We start from the raw sequence: 20000 nt of genomic DNA, 5'->3' as shown, positions 1-20000 counted from the left end.
ATGAACGTGCACACAAATGCCGACCAGATCGAGATCAACGGCGTCATCGTATCCGCCACACCGGGGCAACGCCCCGCGCTTGTGGATGGCTGCGACACCGTGGTGGGTCTGTTTCAGAAACGCTGTGAACAACTGGGCGATCGCACAGCACACCGCGAAAAAGACTTCGGAATCTGGCAAAGCTACTCGTGGAAAGACTATTGGACCCACGCCAAATGGATCGGTCTAGGCCTGCGCGCCCTCGGTCTGGAGCGTGGCGAAGTGGTGTCGATCCTGTCGGAAGACCGCAAGGAATGGCTTTATGCCGACATGGGCATCCAATGTGTCGGCGGCATCGCGTCCGGTGTTTACACAACGGATTCCGCAAGCCAGTTGGAATACCTGCTGCGCGACAGCGGCAGCAGGTTCCTGTTTGTGGAAAACGACGAACAGCTCGACAAGTTCCTTGAGATCGAAGATCGGGCCAACCAAGTCGAAAAGATCATCATTCTCGACCCCGATGGCCTGCATGATCTTCGCCACGAAAAATGCGTCTTTCTGGACGAACTCTATGACACCGGCCGCGCCTTTGATGCGGAAAACCACGGTTTCTTTGAGGATGAGATCGCCAAAGCCAAGCCCGAAGACACGGGTCTGTTGATCTATACTTCCGGTACAACCGGCGCCCCCAAAGGCGCGATGCTGTCTCAGGAGAACGTGATCGCGGGCTGTGTGTCGGGTGCGCACGCGCTGCCCACACATGACGACGACGAGCAGCTGTGTTTCCTGCCGCTCTGTCACATTCTGGAACGCAACGTGTCGGCCTATTTCCCGATTGCGGGCAAATCCACGGTGAACTTTGCCGAAAGCACCGAGACCGTCTTTGACAACCTTCAAGAAGTCTCCCCCGCGCACTTTACCGCCGTGCCGCGTGTCTGGGAAAAAGTCTATTCCCGCGTTCTGGTTCTGGCTCAAGAGGCGACCCCAATCGGGCGCCTGTGTTTTAAGTTGGCGATCAAGGCAGGTTTGAAACGTGCCGATTACCTGTTGGACCGCAAGCCGGTGCCAATTGTGACCAAAGTCAACTATGCGATCTGGGATTTCCTCGTGCTGCGCAACCTGCGTCGCATGTTGGGCATGGACAAAATGCGACGCGGCGGCACTGGCGCGGCCCCGATTTCGCCAGAGCTTATCCGCTGGTATTGGGCCATTGGGGTTCAGCTTCTCGAAGGCTACGGCATGACCGAGAACGCCGGTATCGCCTCGATCAACCTGCCCGATGACAACAAAATCGGCACGGTGGGTAAAGCTGTTCCCGGCTTTGAAGTGCGCATTGCCGAGGATGGCGAGATTCAGACCTACGGCCTGAACAACTTCCAAGGCTACTGGCGCAACAACGAAAAGACGGTGGAGACTTTCACCGACGATGGCTGGCTGCGAACGGGTGATGTCGGCAAGGTGGACGAGGACGGCTTTGTGTCGATCACCGGTCGCCTTAAGGACATCATCATCACCGCAGGCGGCAAGAACATCACTCCGGCGGAAATCGAAAGCCGTTTGAAGTTCAGCCACTATATCTCTGATGCAGTGGTGATTGGCGATGCGCGCAAATACTTGTCGTGCCTGATCATGATTGATCAGGAAAACGTCGAGAAATTCGCGCAGGACCTGAAGGTGCCATTCTCTGATTTTGCCTCGCTTTGCGCGGCACAGGAGGTGGTGGATCTCATCAAAAGGGAGGTTGATGAGGTCAACAAAGAATTCGCCCGAGTGGAACAGATCAAGGATTTCCGCCTGATCAATGTTCTGCTGACGGCGGAGGACGAAGAGCTTACCGCAACCATGAAACTCAAGCGTAGTTTCGTAGAGAAGAAACACGCGGGACTTATCGAGGAAATGTATTAAGCTATTTTTATTGTGGCTCAAGACCACTATTCCAACGGGAGGAAGACATGAAAAAATTGACGACCGCAGTCGCGGCAGGCGCAATGGCGCTTTCGTCTCAAGCCTTTGCAGAGACGCAGGGTGTGACAGACACTGAAGTTGTGTTCGGATCTGTGAACGACCTCAGCGGCATCTTTGCTGCAGTGGGTGTTCCAGCTGTGAACGGCGCAAATATGCGCTTTGACGAGGTCAACGCCGCAGGTGGTATCCACGGCCGTATGATCAAATTCGTTGTGGAGGACAACGGCTACCAGATCCCGCGCGCCATGCAGGGCTACAACAAGCTGCTGAACCGCGACAAAGTCTTTGGCATGTTGCTGTCACTTGGCACACCGATGAACATCGCGGGCTTCAAGCTTTTGGACCCTAAAGGCATCCCGAATATTGGCCCGCTGTCGTCTGCACGTCAGATGTTGCAGGACCCGATCGACAACAAGTTCATCGGCTTTTCCAGCTATTGGGATCAGGTTCAGGTTGGCGTGAAGTACCTCGCTGCCGAATTTGACGCCAAAGAGATCTGCACCATGTATATCCCGTCTGACTTCGGCAAAGAGATCGCCGAGTCGACCAAAGATGTGGCTGCAGGCCTTGGTCTGACACTGGGTGGCGAAACCACACACAAACCCGATGAACTGGACTTTGTTGGCTCGCTGACCAAACTCAAAGCCGCCGAATGTGACGTGATCACAATGGCTCTGGGTGTGCGTCAAGGCATCACAGTGGTTGGCACCGCCAAGAAACTGGGCTGGACCGACGTCAAATTCCTCAACACCTCTGCTGGCTTCCTTGAGCCGGTTGCCATGGTGCCGGGCGGCGTAACCGATGGTCTGTATGCAGCTGCGGGTTGGGTTGATCTGTATTCGCGCGCTGGCGAGGCCGTTCCTGGCAAATTCATCGCGGACTACAAAGCCAAGTATAACCAGCCAGCAAGCGGTTTTGCGATGCTGGGCTATTCCGGTGCCGACACAGTTGTACGCGCACTCGAAGCGGCAGGTCCAAACCTGACACATGAAAGCTTTGCGGCTGGCATGGAAAGCCTTGAGTACAAAGACGAGCTGACCGATGCCATGGTTAAATATGGCGCGGGCGACCACCAGGGTGTGGACGAAGTGACCATTTCCATCGTCGAAGGTGGTGGCTGGAAACTGGTATCTCGTCAGTAAGCTTTGGCTGAACGAAACAGACTGAAAAAGGCGGGCCTTTGGCCCGCCTTTTTTCGTTTCACAAGGTCCCGCAGAGACCGCTCTGGTCCTCAGTCACCCAACTTGGCGTGCACCTCGTCCAGATCGATTTCTCCGATTGGCATCTTGTTGCCCGGATTTTCGAAATCATATTTGAACAGATTGAAATCTCGTTTGTAGATCTCATAGACCAGATGCATCGACAGATCGTCAAAGTAGTCCTCAACCGGATGCGCACGTTTGGGCCCGTGGCCCTCGCTTTCGTTGAACCGGGGAATGCCCGAAAGATCAATCGCATGTGCAGGCTCGATGTTTTCAAGCACCTCCTGCATGCCGTCGTTGAATTTTTCGGTCCAAAGGATTTTGTCGTATTGTCCACCGTTCACGATGAATGTCGACACGTGACCTGACATTGCTGACCAGTGAATGTCGGGATCCATCGGGCGGCGCCAGCGGATGGTGTCGCGCGCAAACAGCAGAAACCGGCGAAAGCTCTGGATCTGGTCAAACTCCTGTTTGCCGTCCTCGCCACCCACTTCGATGCCATATTTCTGGATCAGCATTGGCACGAGATTGCCGCGATAGCGTTTACCGTTGCGCTGAATGCCGCAAATTTTGTCAAAGAACGACGACAGAATACGGGTGTAGGGATTGCGCACACAGGTAAACGCATATGATTTGTGCGCTTGCACGTTGTCGATGATCGGCTGATGGCTTTCTTCCAGCGCCCACTTGTGCAAACCGCCTTTGGCGTCGTGGATGTCACCGTCGAAAAATTCGCCGTGATCCGAATAAAACATGATCTGGCCAATGGTTGAGCAGGCGCATTTTGGCACCACGCGGTACACCACGCTTTCGCTCTCTGTCATCCAAGTTCCCGGAAAACCCATCCTACTCGCCTCCTGAAGTCCGCGGTTGTTACCGTCGGTAGTCGCCTGTCAGAAATAAAAAAATCCTAACAAAGCCTGTTTATTCAATGCGTCTTCATCTTTAAATGGATAAAACCATATCGTCAAAGAGGGGATCACGGAAGTTTATGGCACGAATTGCGTATATTTTGCTGTGCCACAAGGATCCTGAGGCGATTATTAAGCAGGCTGAAAGCCTGACGGCAACCGGCGACTACATCTCCATCCACTTTGACGCGCGTGCCAATCCAGAGCATTTTAAGGCCATCACGACCGCGTTGGGAAATAATCCCAACGTCGCGTTTGCCCACAAACGCATCAAATGCGGCTGGGGAGAATGGTCGCTGGTGGAAGCGACGCTTTATGCGGTGGAAACCGCAGTCAAAAAATTCCCGCGAGCGACCCATTTTTATATGGTCTCGGGCGATTGCATGGTGATCAAATCCTCGGAATACATCCATGATTTTCTGGACGATCACGACGTCGATTTCATCGAGAGTTTTGACTATTTAGAAAGCGATTGGATCAAGACCGGCTGGAAAGAAGAACGGCTGATCTATCGCCACTACTACAATGAACGCACCCAAAAACGGCGTTTCTATGCTGCATTCAATGTGCAGCGCAAACTGGGCCTGACCCGTGAAATTCCGGCGGACATTCAAGTGATGATCGGCAGCCAATGGTGGTGCCTGCGGCGCCAGACCATCGAAGCTGTTCTCAACTTTACCCAACAAAGGCGCGACGTGATGCGGTTCTTCCGCACCACCTGGATTCCGGATGAAACCTTTTTCCAGACCATCGTGCGCCACTTGGTGCCGGCCACAGAAATCCGCACGCGCACGCTGACCTTCTTGATGTTCTCCGACTACGGCATGCCGCTGACGTTTTATAACGACCACTACGACTTGCTGCTCAGTCAGGACTATCTTTTTGCCCGCAAAATCAGCCCAGAAGCGATCGAACTCAAAGAACGCCTCGGCGCTTTGTATGCGGAAAAGGACGTAGGTTTCCAAATCTCCGCCGAAGGCCCAAGCCTGTTCAAGTTCCTGACCGGTCGTGGCCGCGTTGGCAAACGCTTTGCAAGTCGGTTTTGGGAAACCGAAAGCTCGTTGGGTCGGGACCGCGAATTGATGCTGTTGGTGTGCAAGAAGTGGCACGTTGCCAAGCGTTTGCTTGAACAGATCGGACAGGAAACCGACATTCCGACCATCGCCTATCTGTTTAATGAAGAAGGCACGCCACTGCCGGATCTGGGTGGCATCCAATCAACGCTTGGCAAACGTACACGCCACCGGCGCGCATTAATGCGGATGCTGTTTGACTATTATGACACCAACCGATTGGTGGTCTGTCTTGATCCGTCCGCTATGGATCTCATGCAAGACTTCTTTGGGGATCGCTCCACCACGCGGATGATGGAAATCCAATGTGAGTTCACCGACGATTACCTCAGGGGCCACGCTACGCGTATCGGCCTTGCTGGAGAACAGACACCGCAGGACACTCTGGAACGCCTGATGCCAACGATCCGGCGTGATATCGTGAACGAAAGCGATCGTATCCGCGACGCGGATTTTGACAACCTGAACATCCTGCGGCAAGCCGACGACGTGTCTGACCACATTCAGGCGCTGGAACAGTTTCTGACAGCCCCGCCGGAAGTCGCAGAAAAAATCGCCCTTACTAATTACCTTTTCGCAGATTGATCCATCTCGAGCGCGCTCCCGCCGCTTTGGAAACCACTGCCGCGCTGTTGCTCCCAAAACCTAAGGCCGCGCTCAAAGCTGCTCTTTGAGCCTGAAACCAAGCACCCTGGCTTTTTGTTCTCAAAATACCTCCGCCGGAGGCTCCCCAAAAGATGCCACCGACGCAACCATTGCTGAGTTCAGCCCAACAGCCCCTCTTTGCGAAACAGCTCTTTGACGTCCACTTCAGGACGGGCGCCGTAGTGGCTGATCACTTCGGCGGCGGCCACACAGCCCATTCGCCCGGCTGTCTCAAGGCTTTGCCCCGTCGCCACGCCGTAAAGGAACCCGCACGCAAACTGATCCCCTGCCCCAGTGGCATCGACCGGTACGATCTCGTTGACGGCCACCCTAACTTCCTCATCGCCAGACAGCAGAACAACGTCTTTGCCTGAACGGGTGCACACCACCATGCCACAATCCTGCGCAGCCTGTTCCAGAGCTGCGGTCAGGTCGGTCTGATACAAAGACGCCCATTCGTGCTCATTGCCGATCACAAAGTCGAGCTCCTTCACCAGCCGCCGGAAATCGTCGCGGTGGCGCTCTACACAGAAGGGATCAGACAACGCAATGCCTGCCTTGCCGCCGCCATCGCGGCACAGCTTGGCCGCACGTTCAAACGCCTCTTTGCCCTTGGGCTTGTCGTAGAGGTAGCCTTCCAGAAACAGAAGCTGTGCCTGACCAGCTGCGTCGTCGGACACATCTTCCGGCCCCACCTCTGAGGAAATCCCAAGATAAGTGTTCATCGAGCGCTCTCCGTCCGGAGACACGAAGATCATCGAGCGCGAGGTCGGCAGATCACCACCCGCAACCGGCGGGTTCACAAAATCTGTGCCACCCGCTTGCATTTCTTTGGCATAAAACTGGCCCAGCGCGTCATTGTGCACCCGTCCGATAAAGGCCGTCGAAAGACCCAAGGCGCCCAATCCGGCAACCGTGTTCGCCACCGATCCACCCGGCGCCTGCGTGCGGTTGGTCATGCCAGCATAAAGCATTTCGCCACGCTCTTTTTCCACCAGTTGCATGATGCCCTTCTGAATCCCCATCAGATCCAGAAAGCTGTCATCGGATTGGCTGATGACGTCGACGATGGCGTTGCCGATGCCGACAACCTGATACTGTTTCATAGATTTTTGTCCTCGAACTGACAGAGATCGCGAATAAGGCAATTTCCACACATAGGCTTGCGCGCCTTGCAGACATAGCGGCCGTGCAGGATCATCCAATGATGTGCGTGCTGTTGAAAGTCCACAGGGATATTGTCTTCAATCGCACGTTCCACGGCGACCACATCCTTGCCCGGACACACGCCCGACCGGTTGCCAAAGCGATAGATATGCGTGTCCACAGCCTGTGCCGGATAGTTCCACCACATGTTGAGCACAACATTGGCGGTTTTGCGCCCGACACCTGGCAGGCTTTCCAGCGCCGCGCGGGAATTGGGTACCTCGCCATCGTAGTCTTCCGCTAAGATCTTGCTCAGCTTCATCACGTTCTTGGCTTTGTTGCGATAAAGGCCAATGGTTTTGATGTGCTCGATCAGTTGCTCTTCGCCAAGATCAAGCATCTTCTGCGGCGTGTCCGCCACTTTGAACAGGTCTTTGGTTGCACGGTTCACCCCAACATCTGTGGCCTGCGCCGACAAGGCGACTGCCACGACCAACGTATAGACGTTGACGTGGTCCAGTTCGCCTTTGGGTTCGGCCTCTGCCGCTTCAAACCGGGTGAAAATCTCGCGGATCGTGTGATAGTCAAGTTGCTTTGCCATAAGTGTTTCTAAAGCATGAGGACCCGCATCGCGCAAGCATGCGGCCGCATCACACCTTGCCTTTCAGCATCGCCTCAATCTTATCAAGCCGCGTCAGAACCTCGTCACGATAGTTTCCGGTCTCTTCTTCGGCTTCGACATGGTGCGCGTCCTGCATCGAGTTCACCACAAGACCAACAACAAGGTTGAGCACCACAAATGTCGTCAACAGGATGAACGGCACAAAGAACATCCACGCATAGGGATAGACCTCCATCACGGGACGAACGATGCCCATCGACCAGCTTTCCAGCGTCATGATCTGAAACAGCGAGTAGCCGGAACTGCCCAGTGTGCCGAACCATTGTGGGAAGGCGGCGGCGAACAATTTGGTCGCCATAACTGCGCCGATGTAGAATATCAGCGCCATCAGCAGAAACACGGAACCCATGCCCGGAAGCGCGTTTAGCAGCCCTTCGATCACGCGCCGCAACGACGGCGCAACCGACACAACGCGCAACAAGCGCAGGATGCGGAGCGCCCTCAAGACAGACAAACCGCCACCCGACGGCACCAGCGCAACGCTGACAATCACCAGATCAAACAGGTTCCAGCCGTTTTTGAAAAACTGACCGCGGTGTACGTAAAATTTCGCCAAAATCTCGACGACAAAAATCGCCAAACAAATGTCGTCCAGAACAAGCAACACAGGCCCAATCGCCGCCATGATCGGTTTGGACGTCTCCATACCCAAAATCACTGCATTGAACAGGATCACACCAAGGATGAAGTTGCTGAATGCTGGGCGGTCGATGAACGCGCCGATCTTGTTTCTCAGGTCCATGCGATCCCTCTGTTTGCGCGGCACTCTTGAGGACTTCATATGTGAGGCGCGCGTCCTTTCGCAAGACGCGCGCCTCACATTCGCTGCTTCAGGGATCAGGTTTCCACCCCGGCGGGCCAAACAATCGGCCTCGCAGCTCGCGCCCGGTCTTGGCGTTTTTGATATCGCGCCACAGTCCGGGGATCTCAGAGAACCAGACCTTCACAGGATTCTGGCTATCAAAATCAGTGGTCAGCCCGTAGCGCGGACGTTCTTCCTCAACCTGAAAGCTTCCAAACATCCGATCCCAAATGATCAAAATGCCTGCATAGTTCTTGTCCAGGTACTTGGCATCGCTGCCGTGGTGTACCCGATGATGGCTAGGGGTGTTCAAAACCCACTCAAGCGGCCCCAGTTTGCCAATCAGTTCCGTGTGCAACCACGTTTGATAGCCCAGCACTACGATCACGCTGCCCAGCACCACATCTGGGCTGAACCCGATCAGAACCAGCGGGATGTGCATGATCAGCGACCATAGGCTTTCCAGCGGTCCAAACCGCACGGCGGTCACGATGTTATAGTCCCGGCTTGAATGATGCACCGCGTGCTGTGTCCACAACAGCCGTACCTGATGCGCAATGCGGTGTTCCCAATAATAGGTGAAATCTGCCAGCATGAGCGCCACCAGAAGCCACGGCCATGTCGTGGGGATCGACCACGGCACAAATTCAAAACTGACCACATAGAGCGTGGCATAGGCGCCGGTCATCAGAACAACCTCGACCAGCAAATAAGGGATCTGCGTGCTGGCGCTGGCGATCATTTCCAGCAGAGTTTTGCCTTTGAGCGATCCTTTGAACCATGCCTCGGCAAGTTCGATCAACAGGATCGCCGCCGCGATGATGAATGTCACATCATCAATTTGTCCGGCCAGTTCCATAAAACTGTCAGGAGTCATTTTGCGCCTCCCACACCAATTGTCAGTGTGCGCCACGCCAAATCGGCGGCTTGCTTGTGTGTGGCCTCTCCGGTTTTGACCATCTCCCAGGCCGCATAGAGCAACGCATCGAAACTCTCGGCAACCCAAGGGCTGGGGACTTCCGCGGCAAAGCCACCTTCGGATTTGGCCTGATCAATGGCGGCAATCATCTCCGCCCTTTGACGCTTGGATTCCGCCGCCAATTGTGGCGTGTCCGCAACTGGTCCGGCTTCCAGAAACCGCGCTCTGTTTGCCAATGGGATCATCGCCGAAAGCCCCAAACGCAACGCGTCGGTATAGTTTTCAGCATCAGTCGCCGCCGCCTCAAACGCCTCGTCGAGTTCGCGCATGGCCTGCATGGCCAAGGCGCTCATTAGCTCATCCCGACCACTGAAATGGCGATGCAATGTCGCGCGGCCAACGCCGGCCTCTAACGCGACATCGGCCAACGTCGCTGTCGGTGCATCCTCAAAAACTGAAAACGCCGCGTCCAGAATAGCTTCTATAGTTTTCTCAATCATCAAACCCTCCAACAAGGCCTTGTGCCTGATTGAGACATAAGTGTCTCAATTGAGACTTCAATGTCAAAACTGGAAAATCCGCAAGATTCGGGTCGATTGAGGCATCCGCAAGCTCTACTTTGACATCAAAGGAGAGCTGTCATGAACGACATGAGCGAAGGCTATCATTACAACGTCATGCGCCGCGCGATTGAGCTGATTGACGCGCACAGCGCCGAAGGCGGCGAAGGTCTGTCGCTTGATGATCTGGCCCGCGAAATGGGTATGAGCTCCGCGCATTTTCAGCGACTCTTTACCAAATGGAGCGGCGTCAGCCCAAAAAAATTCCAGCAATACCTGACCCTTGGCCACGCCAAAGTGCTGTTGCGAGACCATTTCACGACATTGGAAACTGCAGGCTCTGTGGGTTTGTCAGGATCGGGCCGCTTGCACGATTTGTTTTTGCGTTGGGAGGCCATGAGCCCCGGTGAATACGCACGCAAAGGCGCGGGACTCACCATCTATTGGGGGTGGTTTGACAGCCCGTTTGGCCTTGCCTTGGTGATGGGTACCGACAAAGGCTTGTGTGGTATCGGTTTTGCCGCCGAGATGGGCGAAGAGGCGGCGATGGAAGATCTCGCGTCGCGTTGGCCCAACGCAAACCTCATTGAGGACCCGATGTTCCTGCGCCCATGGGTTTTGGCCGCATTTCAGGCTGAAACAGGCGGTCTGGACAAGGTGCCCGTCTATATGATCGGCACCAGCCTGCAGATCAAAGTCTGGGAAGCCCTGATGCGTATCCCGTCAGGTGAAGTCACCACCTATTCGGAAATCGCCCGCGCCATTGGCAATCCGCGTGCTGTGAGGGCCGTGGGCACTGCGGTGGGGCGCAATCCGGTAAGTTGGCTGATCCCCTGCCACCGCGCAATGCGCAAGTCCGGCGGGCTTGGTGGGTATCATTGGGGCGTACCAGTCAAGCGGGCGCTGCTGGCCTATGAGGCCGCGCGGGCCGAGGCTTGACCACCTGACTCTAAAGGTCGGCGTGTTTTCGCCGACAATTCGCGGGAAAGCCTTGGGGCAAAAGCCAGAATGTCTTATAAATTTGGCAAAAGCCGACACAATCGGCACCAAATTTGAGGCAACGAGATGAAAAGACTTACCCTGACTCTGTGCGGCGCGTCGCTTGTGGCGCTGACCGCCTGTACCGATCCCGCCTATGTCACTGGCAGCGCGGAAGACCGCGATGACCACCGCAACACCAAAAGTGGCGCCATCTTTGGCGGCATCCTTGGTGCCGGTGTCGCCGCTGTCACCGATGGCAACCCGCTGGTGGGTGCCGCCATTGGCGCAGGTGCCGGCGCACTGATTGGCAACCAACTCGACAAACAAGCCGCCGAGTTGCGCGAAACGCTGGATGACGACGTGGGCATCGAAAACACCGGCGACCGACTGATCTTGACCATGCCGCAAGACATTCTGTTTGAGGTCGACAGCGATGTCGTGAGCTACAGCCTTGAGGACGATCTGTTCAAAGTCGCTACCAGCCTGAACAATTATCCGGACACAACCGTGCAAATTCTTGGCCACACTGACAACACCGGCTCCGCAGCCCACAACCAGGGACTGTCGCAGCGCCGCTCCAATGCGGTGGCTGACGTGCTGATGGACGGCGGCGTACCGTTCGGGCGCATCGAATCCATCGGTCGCGGCGAAGACCAACCGATCGCCTCCAATCTGGACGACGAAGGCCGCCGCCAGAACCGTCGCGTGGAAATCGTGATCTTGCCCAACGCAGTCTGATCCGCGCCGCAGGACCAATCTAGGAGGCGTCGCTTGTAAGCGGCGCCTTTGTTGTTACGTATCAAGGGCGAACAGAAAACAGGAACTTTCATGCCACATGCCTTGCTTGGCCTGTCCGGCGCGTTGCGCGCAGGCTCCACCAATTCCGCCCTTCTGCGGGAAGCTGCCCGCCTTTACGGCGCTGACACCTATGCACAAGCCGATCTAAACCTGCCGCTTTATGACGGTGATCTTGAGGACAGCGATGGCATCCCGGCTTTGGTGGACATGCTGGTCCGCCAAATAGCGGCGGCCGACGCGGTGCTGATCTCTACTCCCGAATACAACGGCGCGGTGACCGGCGTGCTGAAAAACGCGCTCGACTGGATCAGCCGCCATTCCGAGAAACCTTTGGTCGACAAACCTGTCGCCATCATGAGCGCCGCCGCCGGCCGCGCGGGAGGTGTACGAGCGCAGACCATGTTGCGAACCTGCCTCGTTGCGTTTCGTCCCCGTATCGCGCTCGCCCCCGAAGTCGGGATAGCTGACAGTGGAAAGGCCTTTGACGACAATGGCCGCTTTGTCAGCGATCGCTCCGCGGCTTCGGTCACCACATTGATGGACGCTTTGAAAGCTGACGTGACCTCTTAACAAGGGCGTTCGAACTCGTTGCTGACAAGCATTAAGGGGCCAGCCCCTTCTTGGCTGCGCCAATTCATCCCCGGGATATTTTTGGCAAAAGGAAGATCAGCTGGGCCGCGTGCCGATTTCAATCAGGTTGCCGTCCGGATCACGGATGTAAATCGACAGGATCGGTCCCTGCGCGCCGGTGCGTTTGATTGGGCCGTCCTCAATGAGAACCTGCAGAGTTTCGAGGTGGGTTTGCCAATCAGCGATGTCTGAGCCGGTCAGAAAACACAGATCTGCGGTGCCTGAGGCCACCTTTGTCGCGTGCGGCGCAAATGGCGTTGAAGCGTCATGCAGGTTGATCTTTTGCTCGCCAAACTTCAGCGCCCAGCGCGTGCTGCCGTCTGCGGGCGTGAACTGTTCGACCTGCATGCCCAGAACATCGGTGTAGAAGATGATTGTGCGGGCAATATCCGTCACGCTCAGCACCAGATGATCGAGAGATGTGACCTGTGGCATGTGCCGCCCCTTGTGCGTTGGATTGGCTCTGCTAGCCTGACGTGATGAACCATGACAGTCCTGCAATCTTGCGTCAAAGCGACATTCTAGATCCGGCCCGCGCGCAGACGTTTCTGGCTGCGCTGGGGCGCTCTGATAAGGTTTCGGCGGGCGATGCGCTGCTGCCGTTCTTTCACCAGTTGTATTTCTGGGACCCTCAGCCGCCGTCCGCGTTGGGTCGTGACGGGCACCCTAAGGTTGGCGGCGCTATTCCTGACATGGGATTGCCACGCCGCATGTGGGCCGGCGGGCAATTGGAGTTCTTTGCGCCGCTGTGCGCTGGCGAAGTGGCCACCAAAACCACCGCGCTGAAGTCGGCAAATCACAAAAATGGGCGCAGTGGACCCCTGGCGTTTGCAACCCTGTGCCATGAGGTAACGCAGGGCCGAACACTGTGTGTGCGTGAGTTTCAGGATTTGGTTTATCGCGAAGACCCGGACCCGGCCGTGCCTATGCCTGCCGTGCCTATGGCGCGTACCGATGAGGTGTTTGCCGAAACGCAGGCTTTCGACAGCACGCTTTTGTTTCGCTATTCGGCGCTGACCTTCAATGGCCATCGTATCCACTATGATCTCGACTATGCCCGCGATGTCGAAGGGTATGGCGGTCTGGTGGTGCATGGCCCTCTGCTTGCGCAGCTCTTGATGTTGATGGCCGAACGCCAACTTGGCGCGCTCAAGCGGTTTGCATTCCGCGCGGTCTCACCGCTGATGCATTTTGAGACGGCAACGTTTTGTTGGAGAAAAGACGGCGCCTGTTGGGTGCGCGGGCCGGACGGGCGGCAGATTATGACCGCCAAGGCCGAATAGCTGTCAAAGCGAAGCTTCGGGGCGGAACCGTTCGGGAATGGCGTCTTTGCCGTCCAGCACCAGATCCGCCATAGTTTCAGCCACGCCAGGCGCCATGCCAAAGCCGATCTTAAAGCCTCCATTGGCGATAAATTGGTGTTTGTGCAACGGATGTTCACCCAGCATGGGCGCACGACTTTTGGCGCGCGGGCGCAGGTTGGCCCACCGTTCAATGACAGGTGCGGCGGCCAGCATGGGAAAAACCTCACAGGCCCGCGCGATCAGATCTTCGAGCAAATCGTCGGTGGCGTCAGGTGACGCATACTCGCGTTCAGATGTTGACCCAACGGCCACGGTGCCGTCCGCATGCGGCACCACCAAAACGTCACCCGCAGAAGTGATCGGTGCGCCACCTGCGTCCAATCCAAAAACCGCCGCCTGCCCTTTGACGCCATTGCCGACGGTTTTGCCTTTGGCCTCGCTCAGCTCTTTTAAACCGGCAACGCCCGTTGCCCAGAGCACCTGCCCGCGCAGATCCGTCGCTGCGCCGACTTCCACCACGCCGCCTTTGGCGCGGATGGCCGCAACCAGGGCCTCGCAGGCACGGCGTGGATGCAATCGCGCGCTCAGCGTGTCTTCAATCAACAAGCCGCTGGCTGTTTGCGGCGCCCAATCGCCTGCCGTGTCAGCTTTAATAACGCGCCAGTGCACTTTGCCCTGCCAAAACTCACGCGCACTTTCTGTTCGCTCCTGTGCAAGACCCAGAGCGCGCTCCGTGTCGATCGGTTGCAACCGTCCCACGCGGTCATATCCTGTCGAGACGCCGCCGATGGCCTCAACTTCGCGCCAAAATGGCTCCGCATTGATTAAGCTCTGAAACTGAAATTCCTTGGTTTCATTCCAACGCTCGGGCGCGTGTGGCGACAGCATACCCACAACGCCGCCGCTGCACCCCGCCGCAATGCCGGTGCGATCGATCACACGCACCTTCGCGCCGCGCTTTGCACAAGCCCACGCGCTGGCCAGACCAAACACCCCCGCACCCACAACCGTCACATCTGCTGCCAAACCCATTGCCAAATCGCCTGCCTTCGCCCAAAGCTCATCTGATCTTTCAATAAGGCATACCGACATGGGCGACCAGCACGCAGAATTGGACTGGCGGGATCAGGCCATTCCGGTCTCAACCCGGTTTGATGACCCGTATTTCAGCCTTGAGAACGGGCTGGCCGAGACGCGCCATGTATTTTTGGCGGGCAACGATCTTCCGTCACGGTTTGCCCCCGGGTTTCACATCGCTGAGTTGGGGTTTGGTACTGGATTGAACCTGTTGACTGCGTGGATGGCGTGGGAACAGGCGGGCCACGCCGGCCCGCTGACGTTCACCAGTTTTGAAGCCTTTCCAATGACCGCAGACGAGATGGCCCGCGCCCTTGCCGCCTTTCCCGAAATGGGCAGTTATGCGAACCGGCTTGTCACAGCGTGGGCCGAAGACAAAACGCTATCGACGCTCGGGGGCATCCATGCACGCGTGATCCTTGGTGATGCGCGCGAAACGCTGGCGGCGGAGAGTTTTGCCGCCGATGCATGGTTTCTTGACGGGTTTTCGCCAGCCAAAAACCCCGAACTCTGGGATGCAAATCTGATGGCGCAAGTCGGCGCCCACACCACATCAAGTGGCACAGCAGCCACCTATACCGCCGCCGGGTTCGTCCGCCGCAATCTGGCGAACGCGGGTTTTTCAGTCACGCGCGTCCCCGGATTTGGACGCAAACGCCACATGACCACTTGCGTCAAGGCGCCGGCATGACAATGGTTGCGGACAATCGGCGCGGCATTGTGTTGATGTGCCTGACGACGTTTGTTTTTGCCATGCAGGACGGGTTCTCGCGACATCTGGCCGAGACTTACAACACCTACTTTGTGGTGATGATCCGCTATTGGTTTTTTGCCGCCTTCGTCGTGGCCTTGGCTGTGCGGCAACAAGGCGGGCTGGCCCGCGTGGTACGCAGCCGCTTTCCGGTGCTGCAGTCGTTGCGCGGCGCGCTGCTTGCGCTGGAAATCTGCGTCACGGTTTTGTCGTTTACGTTGCTGGGCTTGACCGAGACCCATGCCGTGTTCATCTGCTATCCGCTAATGATTGCCGCCTTGTCCGGCCCAGTGTTGGGCGAAAAGGTCGGCTGGCGGCGCTGGGTGTCGATCGGTGTCGGCGCCATTGGCGTGATGATCATCCTGCAACCCGGTTCAGGCGTGTTTTCTCCTGTGGCCGCGATTCCTTTGCTCGGCGCTTTGATGTTTGCCGTTTATGGCCTGATGACCCGCTATGTGTCGCGCGGCGACAGCTCTGCCACCAGCTTGTTTTACACCGGCACCGTCGGCTGCATCGTGATGACTGCAATCGGTGTGTTTTATTGGGAGCCGATGACTGGACGCGACTGGCTTTGGATGGGGATGCTCTGCGTCTCCGGCGTGTTTGGCCACTGGCTGCTTATCAAAACTTATGAGGCCGCCGAAGCCAGCGCGGTGCAACCATTTGCCTATCTGCAGCTGCCTTTTGCTGCGGCATTGGGTATGGTCGCCTTCGGTGAAACCTTGCGGGCAAATGTCGCCATCGGCGCAGCAGTGGTGGTTGGCGCAGGCCTGTTCACGTGGTGGCGGGAACAGCGCACTCGAAGTTAGCGAATGACCCGAATGGTGCCGCCTGTGATCTCTTGACCAAACGGCATCGGCAAAGCCGCCTTTCCGAGCCGCGCGCGATAGACCGGCAGGCTTTCTGACACCCGCATCACATAATTGCGCGTCTCGTTGAACGGAATCATCTCGATCCAGTCCACCATCGCCTCGACCGAGCCTCCGCGCGGGTCGCCGTTGTTGGCCATCCAACGTTTGGGCCGATGCGGCCCTGCATTATATCCGGCGGAAATCATGATGATATTGCCGTCAAACTGCTCGGCCAATCCCGCCAGATAGGCGCTACCAAGCCGCGCGTTGTATTCGGGATCCGAAGTCAGGTTGCCCATCACGTAAACCTCCCCAATGTCGCGTGCCACTTCGCGCGCTGTGCCGGGCATCAGCTGCATCAACCCGCGCGCGCCAGCATGGCTGACCACCACAGGATCGAACTCGCTTTCGCGCCGCGCAATCGACAATGACAGCTCATCCGCCACCGGCAAATCCTGCGACACCAGCGGATGCAGCGGGTAATACGGGCCCGGCAAGGTGATGCCGCGTTTCACAATGGTCTTACCCATCATCACCGCGATGTGTGGTTGGCCCAAATCCTGCACCATTTCGCCCATCTGACCCAACGCCGGACGGTCAAGGCTCTCGGTCAGATGCAGCCAGAACCGCTCCGCCAGTGACAGCTCTCCGGCGTCCAGCAACTTCCGCGCCGCTTTGTGCACGCTGGTTGTTGTCCACGCCGCTTCACGCCAATTGGAAAAGGATTCATCGCCGCGCAACGCAGGATCAGCGGCCATGTTGGCCTTTTCCGCCGCCAAAAGCCCATAAAAACTAGTCTGATGCGCCGCACCGGCAACATAGGCCTGTCGCGCCGTGTCGACGTCGCCCATCGCCTCATAAGCACGGCCCAGCCAATACCCCGCGCGACCCAGCGAAATCGGCGTTTCCACAGATTGCGCAAAGCGCACAAAATGCGCCGCCGCCGTCTCGGGCTTGTTCAGATACCGCAACGCCAGATAGCCCGCGAGCCACTCACAATCGGAAAACCCATAGCCCGCATCAGGCGACATGCCATGCACTGCTGCCAGATCGTAGGCGGTCTGATAATTGCCCGCGCGCATCTGGTTGCGCACCAATGATCGCCGACGGGTGGCCCAACGCTCAGCCTCGCCCAACGTTCCCGCCTTTGAACGTGCCAAAATGAGTTCGATCGCCCGATCGTTCAGGTCCTTGCGGTGCCGCCAGACAAACCGCTCATAAGCCAGTCCCGCGTCATCCTGTAAAGTGTCAGGCACCGCAGTAATCAATGCGTCTACGCCCGCCGCCCGATCCCGCAACGCAATGCGCGCCTGCGACAGCGCAATCCATTCGCCGGGCACATGTTTGTACATGCGGCGCGCATTTTCTTTCCAGCCCTTCCACAACATCGCGTCCAGCCGCGCGGTGTGGTGATCTGCCAACAGCTTGCCGTGCCGTTGCAAATAGACGCCCTGTGTCTCGCTATCCATCGCCATCGTGCGCCACGCCTGCACGATGCCGGCTTGCGCTGTGCCACTCTCACCGGCCGCTTGCAAAACCTCGGCCTGGGTTAACGCGCCTTGTGCGGTTTGCGGTCTGCCGTGCACATAGAACGACATCGCCATTTCATGGCTAACACCAAAAAACGACTCCTCAGCTTGTTTGCGCAAATAGGGCAGACCGGGCCAGTCGCCGCGTCGCTCCAGAAAGGCCAGCACCTCATCAGGGCGGCCCTTGCCCGCGCGCAAACGGTGCCATTCCACGATGTCTTTCGCGATCTGATCCTCTCGGCGCACTTCGGACATTGCCTTGTCCCAATCACGGGCGCGCACCGCATCCATTGCCGTCGAAAGATCGGCAAGCGCCAGATTTGGCGCTGCAAAATTTACTGCAAGCGCAAGACAGAGAGCCAGAAAAGAACGCAACATGGCTTGCTTTTTCCTATGCCAGAACGGATAGAACCCGCACGATAAAACGCGCACCCAATTGCCACAACTCACAATCTTGGCAAACAAGCGACTAACCGCTAGGGTCCGCGCGATTTCTAACGGGCGTTTCCGCCCAGCTACGCAAAAAAGGAGCGTGTCATGTTCAAAGGGTCTTTCCCCGCACTCGTCACGCCGTTCACGAACGGCGAGCTGGATTTGGAAACGCTGAAGAAGCTGGTCGAATGGCATATCGGCGAAGGCAGCAATGGTTTTGTCCCCGTGGGCACCACCGGCGAAAGCCCCACCCTGACCCATGCCGAGCACGAAGCCGTGGTCGAGGAAGTGGTGCGCGCCGCCGCTGGTCGTGTGCCGGTTATTGCAGGCGCTGGCAGCAACAACACCGTCGAAGCCATCCGTTTGGCGCAACACGCCGAAAAAGTTGGCGCCGATGCGCTGCTCGTGGTCACGCCTTATTACAACAAGCCAACTCAACGCGGTCTGGTTGCGCATTTCACCGCCATCCACGATTGCTGCAACCTGCCGATCATCATTTACAACATTCCGGGTCGCTCGGTTGTCGACATGATGCCCGACACCATGGGTGAGCTGGCGAAACTGCCCCGTATCGTCGGCGTGAAAGACGCCACCGGTGATCTGTCGCGCGTGCCGCAACAGCGCATCACCTGCGGCAAGGATTTTGTGCAACTGTCCGGCGAAGACGCCACAGCACTCGGGTTTAACGCCCATGGTGGCGTGGGCTGCATCTCTGTGACCGCCAACGTTGCGCCGCGCCTGTGTGCAGAATTCCAAGCCGCCACGCTGGAAGGCGACTACGCCAAAGCACTGGAGCTTCAGGACCAGTTGATGCCACTGCATCAGGCGGTCTTTACGGAGCCGGGTCTGGTCGGCGCGAAATACGGTATGGCACGTTTGGGGCTGTGTTCTGACGAGGTCCGCCTGCCGCTGACCGGTCTGTCAGACGACACCAAAGCCAAAATGGATGACGCCATGCGTCACGCTGGTCTGCTGAACTAACGCGCGCTGATCTTAAGGGCCATCGTGTCTTTGCAAAAAAATGGTTGCCGTCGTCGGGCGGCAATCCATTCGCGTGTTTCAACCCACCACATCCGACATCAAAAAAGCCCCGGCCAAAACCGGGGCTTTCTCTGCCAGTGCCTGATGGGGAGCCAACAAAGCGCTGATCAGGAGAGACCACTCTTTAACATCAGTGTCCGGGCGTGACGGAATGGCTGGGGAACACCTGAGCCCGTCCAGCTGCACGATCTGACCGCCACTTCACAAACCGCCTCGCGAGCCCGAACAAGCCAATCAGGACATAGCTCGACTGGATCAAAAAGGCGGCAAGGTTAAAGGCGGAGGCCAGACTGATCAGAACACAAGACGCCGCACAAACAACAAGTCCAGTGTAAAGCGCGCTGTTGCCGCAGACCTTGCCAGTCTGCAAGCATGTGAACGCCAAAATGTAGAGGGAAAATCCACATACACCGACCTTTTGCAGAACGTCCGGGTGTTGCCGTAGAACATCTAAAAACTCGTACACAAAACCTCTCCCTGTTTGCACCCACACCCTAAGATTTCGCCCAGCGCCATGTCATACCCCAAACAGGGTAAAAACCGGCGTAACATCCTTTATTGTAAGGATAAAATTGGTATGGAATGCCCTACTTTTTGGTCAAAATCGCGAAAAAAGTAGGGTTTTCCGGAAGAGAGGATCTTTGAAAACAGGGGAGCAAAACGCGCCCAAGCCTTTTCGACCAAATCACCTGAAAGGGTGTGAGGCTGAACGCGCGGGC

General features: G+C 57.0%; 20 protein-coding genes. 10 read left to right on the top strand and 10 right to left on the bottom strand.

Annotated elements, in window-relative coordinates:
• Together SHIM_RS19620 and SHIM_RS19615 are read left to right on the top strand one after the other, a co-directional pair.
• On the top strand, positions 1-1884 hold the full coding sequence (locus tag SHIM_RS19620) for an AMP-dependent synthetase/ligase (protein ID WP_054004385.1): 1884 nt from the start codon (positions 1-3) through the stop codon (positions 1882-1884).
• A 47-nt stretch (positions 1885-1931) separates the two neighbouring features.
• Positions 1932-3086, top strand: coding sequence for an ABC transporter substrate-binding protein (locus SHIM_RS19615; protein WP_054004384.1), 1155 nt, complete (start codon positions 1932-1934; stop codon positions 3084-3086).
• A gap of 89 nt (positions 3087-3175) precedes the next feature.
• On the opposite strand, the gene SHIM_RS19610 is transcribed toward SHIM_RS19615, so the two are convergent.
• Complete coding sequence (locus tag SHIM_RS19610) at positions 3176-3994, bottom strand: sulfotransferase family protein (RefSeq protein ID WP_054004383.1); 819 nt, start codon at positions 3992-3994, stop codon at positions 3176-3178.
• Between the two features lie 146 nt (positions 3995-4140).
• On the opposite strand from SHIM_RS19610, the gene SHIM_RS19605 reads away from it, so the two are divergent.
• On the top strand, positions 4141-5718 hold the full coding sequence (locus SHIM_RS19605; RefSeq protein ID WP_054004382.1) for a DUF5928 domain-containing protein: 1578 nt from the start codon (positions 4141-4143) through the stop codon (positions 5716-5718).
• 179 nt (positions 5719-5897) lie between these two features.
• On the opposite strand, the gene SHIM_RS19600 is transcribed toward SHIM_RS19605, so the two are convergent.
• The 5 genes from SHIM_RS19600 to SHIM_RS19580 form a co-directional block, all read right to left on the bottom strand.
• A complete protein-coding gene (locus SHIM_RS19600; protein ID WP_054004381.1) occupies positions 5898-6884 on the bottom strand; it encodes an adenosine kinase in 987 nt (328 codons plus the stop codon).
• Positions 6881-7525: an endonuclease III gene (nth, locus tag SHIM_RS19595; RefSeq protein ID WP_054004380.1), complete on the bottom strand. Its 645-nt coding sequence runs from the start codon at positions 7523-7525 to the stop codon at positions 6881-6883. Before nth ends, SHIM_RS19600 begins: the two co-directional genes overlap by 4 nt.
• 49 nt (positions 7526-7574) lie before the next feature.
• Positions 7575-8348, bottom strand: coding sequence for an ion transporter (locus tag SHIM_RS19590; protein WP_054004379.1), 774 nt, complete (start codon positions 8346-8348; stop codon positions 7575-7577).
• 88 nt (positions 8349-8436) lie between these two features.
• The gene (locus SHIM_RS19585) at positions 8437-9285 is read right to left on the bottom strand and encodes a sterol desaturase family protein (RefSeq protein ID WP_082358480.1); all 849 of its coding nucleotides are present in this window, start codon (positions 9283-9285) and stop codon (positions 8437-8439) included.
• The gene (locus tag SHIM_RS19580) at positions 9282-9827 is read right to left on the bottom strand and encodes a TetR/AcrR family transcriptional regulator (RefSeq protein WP_152926618.1); all 546 of its coding nucleotides are present in this window, start codon (positions 9825-9827) and stop codon (positions 9282-9284) included. The genes SHIM_RS19585 and SHIM_RS19580 overlap by 4 nt, the downstream gene beginning before the upstream one ends.
• A 141-nt stretch (positions 9828-9968) precedes the next feature.
• On the opposite strand from SHIM_RS19580, the gene SHIM_RS19575 reads away from it, so the two are divergent.
• From SHIM_RS19575 to SHIM_RS19565, 3 genes are all read left to right on the top strand, one after another.
• Positions 9969-10826, top strand: coding sequence for a bifunctional helix-turn-helix domain-containing protein/methylated-DNA--[protein]-cysteine S-methyltransferase (locus SHIM_RS19575; protein ID WP_054004376.1), 858 nt, complete (start codon positions 9969-9971; stop codon positions 10824-10826).
• 126 nt (positions 10827-10952) lie between these two features.
• Entirely contained in the window at positions 10953-11606 is a 654-nt protein-coding gene (locus tag SHIM_RS19570) for an OmpA family protein (protein ID WP_054004375.1), read from the top strand.
• A gap of 90 nt (positions 11607-11696) precedes the next feature.
• Positions 11697-12236, top strand: coding sequence for an NADPH-dependent FMN reductase (locus SHIM_RS19565; protein ID WP_054004374.1), 540 nt, complete (start codon positions 11697-11699; stop codon positions 12234-12236).
• Positions 12237-12332: 96 nt separating this feature from the next.
• Here SHIM_RS19565 and SHIM_RS19560 read toward each other — a convergent pair whose 3' ends face one another.
• Positions 12333-12731: a VOC family protein gene (locus tag SHIM_RS19560; RefSeq protein ID WP_054004373.1), complete on the bottom strand. Its 399-nt coding sequence runs from the start codon at positions 12729-12731 to the stop codon at positions 12333-12335.
• A gap of 44 nt (positions 12732-12775) precedes the next feature.
• On the opposite strand from SHIM_RS19560, the gene SHIM_RS19555 reads away from it, so the two are divergent.
• Positions 12776-13579 carry an FAS1-like dehydratase domain-containing protein gene (locus SHIM_RS19555; RefSeq protein WP_054004372.1) on the top strand — a complete coding sequence of 268 codons (804 nt, stop codon included), beginning with the start codon at positions 12776-12778 and terminating at the stop codon, positions 13577-13579.
• Positions 13580-13582: 3 nt separating this feature from the next.
• Here SHIM_RS19555 and SHIM_RS19550 read toward each other — a convergent pair whose 3' ends face one another.
• Complete coding sequence (locus tag SHIM_RS19550; protein ID WP_054004445.1) at positions 13583-14632, bottom strand: NAD(P)/FAD-dependent oxidoreductase; 1050 nt, start codon at positions 14630-14632, stop codon at positions 13583-13585.
• 58 nt (positions 14633-14690) lie between these two features.
• Here SHIM_RS19550 and mnmD point away from each other — a divergent pair, with 58 nt between their 5' ends.
• A complete protein-coding gene (gene mnmD, locus SHIM_RS19545; RefSeq protein WP_054004371.1) occupies positions 14691-15368 on the top strand; it encodes a tRNA (5-methylaminomethyl-2-thiouridine)(34)-methyltransferase MnmD in 678 nt (225 codons plus the stop codon).
• Complete coding sequence (locus SHIM_RS19540; protein ID WP_446740615.1) at positions 15365-16237, top strand: DMT family transporter; 873 nt, start codon at positions 15365-15367, stop codon at positions 16235-16237. The genes mnmD and SHIM_RS19540 overlap by 4 nt, the downstream gene beginning before the upstream one ends.
• On the opposite strand, the gene SHIM_RS19535 is transcribed toward SHIM_RS19540, so the two are convergent.
• Positions 16234-18186, bottom strand: coding sequence for a lytic transglycosylase domain-containing protein (locus SHIM_RS19535; protein ID WP_054004370.1), 1953 nt, complete (start codon positions 18184-18186; stop codon positions 16234-16236). The genes SHIM_RS19540 and SHIM_RS19535 overlap by 4 nt on opposite strands.
• A gap of 159 nt (positions 18187-18345) precedes the next feature.
• Between SHIM_RS19535 and dapA the strand changes: the two genes are divergently transcribed.
• Positions 18346-19221: a 4-hydroxy-tetrahydrodipicolinate synthase gene (gene dapA, locus SHIM_RS19530; protein ID WP_054004369.1), complete on the top strand. Its 876-nt coding sequence runs from the start codon at positions 18346-18348 to the stop codon at positions 19219-19221.
• A gap of 190 nt (positions 19222-19411) precedes the next feature.
• On the opposite strand, the gene SHIM_RS20755 is transcribed toward dapA, so the two are convergent.
• Positions 19412-19747, bottom strand: coding sequence for a CBU_0592 family membrane protein (locus SHIM_RS20755; RefSeq protein ID WP_446740614.1), 336 nt, complete (start codon positions 19745-19747; stop codon positions 19412-19414).
• Between the last annotated feature and the right edge of the window lie 253 nt (positions 19748-20000).

The organism is Shimia sp. SK013 (assembly GCF_001292625.1).
Classification (GTDB): domain Bacteria; phylum Pseudomonadota; class Alphaproteobacteria; order Rhodobacterales; family Rhodobacteraceae; genus Shimia.
The sequence above is the reverse complement of the archived record's forward strand: the minus strand, read 5'-3'. Positions and strand labels throughout refer to the sequence as shown.

Coding starts and splice junctions, on each gene's coding strand:
- mnmD (WP_054004371.1), top strand. CDS start 14,691: ATGGGCGACCAGCACGCAGAATTGGACTGGCGGGATCAGGCCATTCCG.
- SHIM_RS19610 (WP_054004383.1), bottom strand. CDS start 3,994: ATGGGTTTTCCGGGAACTTGGATGACAGAGAGCGAAAGCGTGGTGTAC.
- SHIM_RS19565 (WP_054004374.1), top strand. CDS start 11,697: ATGCCACATGCCTTGCTTGGCCTGTCCGGCGCGTTGCGCGCAGGCTCC.
- nth (WP_054004380.1), bottom strand. CDS start 7,525: ATGGCAAAGCAACTTGACTATCACACGATCCGCGAGATTTTCACCCGG.
- SHIM_RS19590 (WP_054004379.1), bottom strand. CDS start 8,348: ATGGACCTGAGAAACAAGATCGGCGCGTTCATCGACCGCCCAGCATTC.
- SHIM_RS19540 (WP_446740615.1), top strand. CDS start 15,365: ATGACAATGGTTGCGGACAATCGGCGCGGCATTGTGTTGATGTGCCTG.
- SHIM_RS19535 (WP_054004370.1), bottom strand. CDS start 18,186: ATGTTGCGTTCTTTTCTGGCTCTCTGTCTTGCGCTTGCAGTAAATTTT.
- SHIM_RS19575 (WP_054004376.1), top strand. CDS start 9,969: ATGAACGACATGAGCGAAGGCTATCATTACAACGTCATGCGCCGCGCG.
- SHIM_RS19560 (WP_054004373.1), bottom strand. CDS start 12,731: ATGCCACAGGTCACATCTCTCGATCATCTGGTGCTGAGCGTGACGGAT.
- dapA (WP_054004369.1), top strand. CDS start 18,346: ATGTTCAAAGGGTCTTTCCCCGCACTCGTCACGCCGTTCACGAACGGC.
- SHIM_RS19615 (WP_054004384.1), top strand. CDS start 1,932: ATGAAAAAATTGACGACCGCAGTCGCGGCAGGCGCAATGGCGCTTTCG.
- SHIM_RS19555 (WP_054004372.1), top strand. CDS start 12,776: ATGAACCATGACAGTCCTGCAATCTTGCGTCAAAGCGACATTCTAGAT.
- SHIM_RS19550 (WP_054004445.1), bottom strand. CDS start 14,632: ATGGGTTTGGCAGCAGATGTGACGGTTGTGGGTGCGGGGGTGTTTGGT.
- SHIM_RS19570 (WP_054004375.1), top strand. CDS start 10,953: ATGAAAAGACTTACCCTGACTCTGTGCGGCGCGTCGCTTGTGGCGCTG.
- SHIM_RS19605 (WP_054004382.1), top strand. CDS start 4,141: ATGGCACGAATTGCGTATATTTTGCTGTGCCACAAGGATCCTGAGGCG.
- SHIM_RS19585 (WP_082358480.1), bottom strand. CDS start 9,285: ATGACTCCTGACAGTTTTATGGAACTGGCCGGACAAATTGATGATGTG.
- SHIM_RS19620 (WP_054004385.1), top strand. CDS start 1: ATGAACGTGCACACAAATGCCGACCAGATCGAGATCAACGGCGTCATC.
- SHIM_RS19580 (WP_152926618.1), bottom strand. CDS start 9,827: ATGATTGAGAAAACTATAGAAGCTATTCTGGACGCGGCGTTTTCAGTT.
- SHIM_RS19600 (WP_054004381.1), bottom strand. CDS start 6,884: ATGAAACAGTATCAGGTTGTCGGCATCGGCAACGCCATCGTCGACGTC.